The sequence below is a fragment of the Methanoregula sp. genome, assembly GCF_002835825.1.
Lineage (GTDB): Archaea > Halobacteriota > Methanomicrobia > Methanomicrobiales > Methanospirillaceae > Methanoregula.
Window position 1 is genome coordinate 1 of sequence record NZ_PIZH01000223.1, and the last position, 3796, is coordinate 3796.

At 60.3% G+C, this 3796-nt stretch carries 3 protein-coding genes; all 3 read right to left on the reverse strand.

Translation table 11 applies throughout. From position 1 onward, the window contains the following. A partial coding sequence (locus CW742_RS08615; protein WP_292419183.1) for a glutamate--tRNA ligase occupies positions 1–1522 on the reverse strand: 1522 nt, incomplete at its 3' end. 1 nt (position 1523) lies between these two features. Then, a complete protein-coding gene (locus CW742_RS08620; RefSeq protein ID WP_292419187.1) occupies positions 1524–2489 on the reverse strand; it encodes a polyprenyl synthetase family protein in 966 nt (321 codons plus the stop codon). A gap of 12 nt (positions 2490–2501) precedes the next feature. Further along, a partial coding sequence (locus CW742_RS08625; protein ID WP_292419190.1) for an RNase J family beta-CASP ribonuclease occupies positions 2502–3796 on the reverse strand: 1295 nt, incomplete at its 5' end.

Genomic DNA, 3796 nt, shown 5'->3' on the forward strand with positions numbered 1-3796 from the left:
TCCCCGGGAGCGACTGGGAGTCACGGGACTGTGCGGCCCGGGCATCGGCCAGCGAGTCCCCGCCATGGGGGCACGCGGGGATGTCGCTGTTCCAGGCAAGCTTCACGTTGAAGAGGTCCTTTAACCGGGGCATCGCAGTACCGGGAACAAGCTCAGCTTTCGGGATAAGCACGGTGCCGGTGAATTGCAGCGTACGCATACCCCGGGCCTCGTCACTTGGGTGAAGGAGTGCATGAGCGGTGTGCGGCTGCGCACCCTCGATCTTCGCTTCGACCGGGTCCGGCACGCAGAAGTACCGGTTCGCGGTCGGATCGACCAGTTTCTTGTTCTCTGCGTAGAGGTTATCCCAGGAGAACGAGATGTCCACATCGCCGATCCCGATCGCGATCATCGCGTTCTTTACCGCTTCGGGCAGGATCCCGCGCCGGGCAAGGGCCCGCAGGGTGCCAAGCCGTATGTCATCCCAGCCGGTGTAGGTGCCTTCCGTAATCCCGACCCGCATCTGTGATGTGGAGAGGACAACGCCTTCGATCCCCATCCGGCCATAGTGCCGGTACACCGGCTGCTGCCAGCCAAAGTGGTCGTAGATGAACTTCTGCCGGCGGGTGTTGGCGATATGGTCCTTGCCCCGGATCACGTGCGTGACGCCGAGGAGGTGGTCGTCTGCCACCACCGAGAAGTTCATCAGCGGATATACGTGCGCCTTCACCTTCGGGTGTGGGGGTGCATCGAGGATCCGGAACGCCGGGAAGTCCCGCATGGCCGGGTCGGGATGGGTGAGGTCTGTCTTGATCCGGACCGAGGCCTCGCCCTCTTTGAACGTGTGGTCGAGCATCTTCTGCCAAAACTCAAGGTTCTTTTCCACGCTGTTCCCGCGGCAGGGACAGGCTGTCTTGTTCTGTTTGAGTTCTTTGAACTGCTCGTTGTCGCAGGTGCAGACATACGCCCCGCCTTTCTCGATCAGCTGTCTGCAGAGATCGTAGTAGATCGGGAGACGGTCGCTCTGGGTGACGACCTCGGTGATGCCAAGCCCGAGCCATTTGATGTCTTGCTGTACGGTCTGGTACGCTTCCGAGTCCACGCGTTTCGGGTCGGTATCCTCGATCCGGAGAATGTACCGGCCGCCATACTGTCTGACGTAAGCATCGTTGAGCGCTGCGGCACGGGCATGACCGATATGGAGCGGGCCGGAGGGGTTTGGGGCAAACCGCATCACAACGCCCTTCTCTGCACCCTCAAGTTCCGGAAGAGTTTTCCTCTTCTCGTGCTTCTCGGACATCGCCGAGATCATTTCCGGGGCACGGGCCTGGAGCGTGGCAAGCCTTTCCTCAGGAGAGAGTTTTGCCACATCGGCAATCGCCTCCTTGGCGAGGGCCGAGACTTCCTTTGCCCGGCTCCGGAGCTCCGGGTGGGCCCCCATCACCATGCCGATCACCGCACCCGGCTGGGGCACGCCACCGTGCTTTACCGCGTTCTGCAGTGCGCACAAAAAGAGTGCCTCTTTGGGATCGTCCCCTGCCATCCTAATAACTCCGGGTAACGAAGAACTCGCCGATGTCCATTAAGAGCTGGCGTTCGTCTGACTCGGGAAGAAGCCCGAGATGACGGTTGCTGTCCTTCACAAGGTCTGCAGCCATCTGTTTCACTTCCGGGATGACCCCCGCATCGGTAAGTTCCCGGATCGCCTCATCGATATCCGCCTTCGAGAGCTCGCGCCGGTACTTCTGCAGGTCAAGGCCCTTCTCGCGTGCCTTGATCATGATGAGGGTCTGCTTGCCCTCGCGGAGGTCGGATGCCTGGTCCTTCCCGCTCTTTTCGGGCGGCGTCAGGAGGTCGATGAGATCGTCCTGGATCTGGAAGGCGATGCCGGTATTGAGCCCGAAGTTATACAGGGCTTTCACCTGCACGCCATTCCCGCCGGCAAGGATGGCACCGATACCTGCTGCCGCCGCATACAGGACACCGGTCTTCTTTTTCACCATCTCCATGTACTCGCCTTCCGTGACATCGTCCCGGTGCTCAAAGGACATGTCCATGTGCTGCCCTTCACAGATGTCGGCGCAGGCCCGGGCGAGCATGTTGATGGCTTTCACCTTGGCATCGTCCTTTGCAGTGACGAGCGAGATGTGCTCGAACGCCCGGGAATAGAGGACATCGCCGGCAAGGATCCCCGTGGGAATATCCCACTTCGTATGCACGGTCTGGACTCCGCGCCTCAGGCGGTCATCGTCCATGATATCGTCATGGATGAGCGTGAAGGTGTGCGTCACTTCGAGGGCGAGAGCGGCCTGGAGGATGTCATCCGAGCTGCCGGGTTTCACCGCATCCGCTGCGAGCATGACAACAGCAGGGCGGAGACGCTTGCCGCCGGCTGCAAGGAGGTGGGCGGATGCCTTGTTCAGTTCGCCGGCCTTGTCGACATAGTAGCGGTCGATCATGTGATCGATCTGCTCTGCGACCGATTTCAGATACGGTGAAAGTTCTGACATTGTGATTCCCCGTTAATTGATCCTGACCCTCTGGCCGTTCCTCAGGAGATGGACGGTTGAATGGGCTGTGTACCCAAGCTCACCGGCAAACTGGGTATAGTCTGCCGTCATCGTCAGGTTCCCGTGCGCCGGGATAACATGCTGCGGCTGCAGGAGCTGGAGGAATTCGAAGTGGTCCTCCCGGTACGCGTGTCCGCTGACATGGAGATCCTCGAAGATCCGCACGCCGAGCATCTTCAGCCGGGCCTCAACCATGTAGCGCTGGCCATGGTTCATCGGGTTCGGGATGACATTTGCCGAGAAGATGACCTTGTCTCCCTTCCCGAGCTGGTAGGGGGTATCCCCGGTCGCGATCCTTGTGAGGATGGAGCCCGGTTCGCCCTGGTGGCCGGTGACAATCGGCAGGAACTTGTCCTTTCCGGCTTTCAGCATCCGGCGCAGGGTGCGGTCAACCGTCCGCCGGTTGCCAAAGACACTCGTGGTCTCCGGGAACGAGACGAGCTTCATCTGCTCGGCCGTGACAGCGTACTTCTCCATAGAACGGCCGAGGAGGACCGGTTTCCTTCCGATCTCGTGGGCACACTCCGCGATTGTCTTGACACGCGAGATGTGCGACGAGAAGGTGGAGACAACGAGCGCGTTCTTGTCGTCCTCGTAACTGGTAAGGGTGTCCCGGACCAGGTCCCGGGCGATCCGCTCGCTCGGGCAGCGTCCTTTCCGACCGATGTTCGTACACTCAACGATCAGGGCAAGCACCCCCTCCTTCCCAATCTGGCGGAAGCGGGCGAAATCCGGAGGTTCGCCGATGACCGGTGTCCGATCCAGCTTGAAGTCCAGAGCGTACACGATCGCACCGTGCGGGGTGTGAAGCACCGGTGTCACCGTGTCGATGATGGAATGCTGGTTCCGGACAAACTCGAGCACCAGGTTCTGGGAGAGTGTGTACCGCTGCCCCGCCTTGAGTGCAAAGAGCTTGTTGTTCGCAGAAAACTTCTGCTCTCCCGCGATCTGCTGCCGGATCAGCTCCGTAGTGTAGGGCGTAGCGATGATCGGTGCATTGTACCGGTGGGCCAGCTTCGGGATTGCCCCGATATGGTCGAGGTGCCCGTGGGAGCAGACAATGGCCTTAACAGTCCCTTCAAGCCCGTTCATCAGGGTGTCGTCAGGGATCGCCTTGATCTTAATGAGATCCAGCGAGTGCATGTTCTCCAGTTCCGCATCCTCGTGGATCATCACCTGGTCGAGGCGGAGCCCCATGTCGAAAATGACAATGTCCTTGCCACAGCGGACCGCGGTCATGTTCCGCC

Excerpts from the sequence above, each read along its gene's own strand:
- CW742_RS08620 (WP_292419187.1), bottom strand. The coding sequence starts at position 2,489 with ATGTCAGAACTTTCACCGTATCTGAAATCGGTCGCAGAGCAGATCGAT.